The sequence below is a fragment of the Polaromonas sp. CT11-55 genome, assembly GCF_047303325.1.
Lineage (GTDB): Bacteria > Pseudomonadota > Gammaproteobacteria > Burkholderiales > Burkholderiaceae_C > Polaromonas.
The window spans coordinates 1-1,729 of record NZ_JBKBEX010000058.1 but is presented as its reverse complement, the minus strand read 5'-3'; the positions used below and the strand labels follow the sequence as shown (position 1 = coordinate 1,729).

The window sequence follows — 1,729 nt, the reverse complement described above, 5'->3', positions numbered from 1 at the left end:
GCCGCCGCCCGCGCCGTTGTCGGCGAACACATTGCCGCTCAAGGTGCTGCCGCTGTACAGGCCGAAATTCTGCGGCGATGGCGGCGCGCCGCCCACCACCAGCTGGATCACACCGCTGGGATTTTGTGAACCCACATAGCCGGTCGGGTAGCTCGCGGTGATGTCGCTCAGCGTGGCGTTGCCGTCGAGTATCAGGCAATAGCTGCCCTGGACCACATTGGCCAGGCTGTAGGCGCCGGTTGTGAGGTTGACCGACGCGGCCGCCGTGGCAGGGCCGGTGCACGTGCCGCCCGAAAACGGCGCCAGCTTGACCCACAGGGCGGTGGATCCGCCTATGCCGGCCTCGCCCGCGTCCAGGTTGCTGTTGTGGTTGGGGTCCGCGTACACCGTGCCCGCCACGGTCTTGGGCGTGGGCGTCAGTGTCAGCGTGCAGGTGATCCTGTCGCCCAACTGGGGCGTCAGGGTAAAGCTGGTGCCGGCGCCGCTGGGCAGCACGGTATTCGTGCCTCCATAGGTGGAGGCGCCGGGCCCGCTGTTGGTGCAGGCCATGCTGCCGGTGTAGGCGGACAGCACAGAGGCGCTGCCCGCGGCCATGGCCGCGCTCAGCGTGATGTTGTTGGTGCCTATGATTGATGCCGCGCCGGTGGTGGCGGTGGTGTTGGTGCCGGTGGAAGTGACGCTGGTCACCGCGGCCGCCGGTGTGGTGTAGCCCACTGCGGCGGTGAACTGGTCGGCCGCGTACTGGCGCCCCGTGATGCTGAGGTTGAAGGTGACCGGCGGCAGCGCGATGCCAAACAGGGCGGCCTGCGAGCCCGTGAGGGCCGCGGACACCTGGGTCGGGTTTTGCGTGCCCAGCACCACGGAGCCGTTAAAGCTGGTGGAATTCGCGGTGGGCGCCGTCAGGTTGACGACGGTCGACCCGACGCCGGACAACACGACGGGCGCACCGGTATAGCTGGTATAGCCGATCACGTTCTCGATCAGGCTCCAGTTCGCCGTGCTTGTATAAACAATTTTTTCGGCGGCCTGGTCGGTGTTTTCGCCGTCGGCCGCGAACATCGAGAAGGTACGGTTGTTGCCCGACGCATCCTTCATCACCAGCGTCGACAGCGTGGCTGTGCCCACCCCCGTCTGGCTGAGCCAGTACATGGACGGGGCGCCGGTGATGCCGTTATAGGCGCCGTGCCCGAAAGCACCACCGCCCGTCCAGGCGGGCGAGGCAACGGCGGTCATGGTGGTGGTCCCGCTGCGTTTGACCGCCGTGGTCAGCGTGCCGGCGCTATTGGGCAGGGTGAAAGTAAAGGCCTGGCCGCCGGCCGTGCCTGCCACCGTGTTGTCATAGCCGGTGAAATCGAGCCACCACAGGCTTTGCGCGAAAGTGCCGGTGGTGGCATAAGAGCCTCCCGCGGCCGACGCCATCCCTGCCCAGGCGCCCAGCACGGCAGCCGCCAGGGGGCGCAGGATTTTCGCGTAGCGCCGGCACTGCGGCGGGACCGCTGGGAATGACGGGTTGTGCATCATCACTGCGGCCTTGGTGTGCGACCCCCTACTGGTCGACCTTGACGCGGTAGGTGACGATCAGCTGGCCGCCCGAGGCCAGCGAACCGGTAAAGGTCCACTTCAGCGCCCCCTGCGCGTTGACCGCCGGCTGCGTCGTCACCGTGCAGCCGGTGATGCCCGTGGGCAGCGTGCCCGGGCAGGCGGCCGACACAAAGCCGGTGAAGGCCGC

General features: G+C 67.7%; 2 protein-coding genes. Both read right to left on the bottom strand.

Features of this window, described 5'->3' with window-relative positions; all coding sequences use genetic code 11:
- Positions 1-1,521, bottom strand: a 1,521-nt coding sequence (locus ACEN8I_RS24095; protein WP_413331186.1) for a hypothetical protein, incomplete at its 3' end; no start/stop codon positions are given.
- 25 nt (positions 1,522-1,546) lie between these two features.
- Positions 1,547-1,729: hypothetical protein (locus ACEN8I_RS24090; protein ID WP_413331185.1), on the bottom strand; the 183-nt coding region annotated here is incomplete at its 5' end.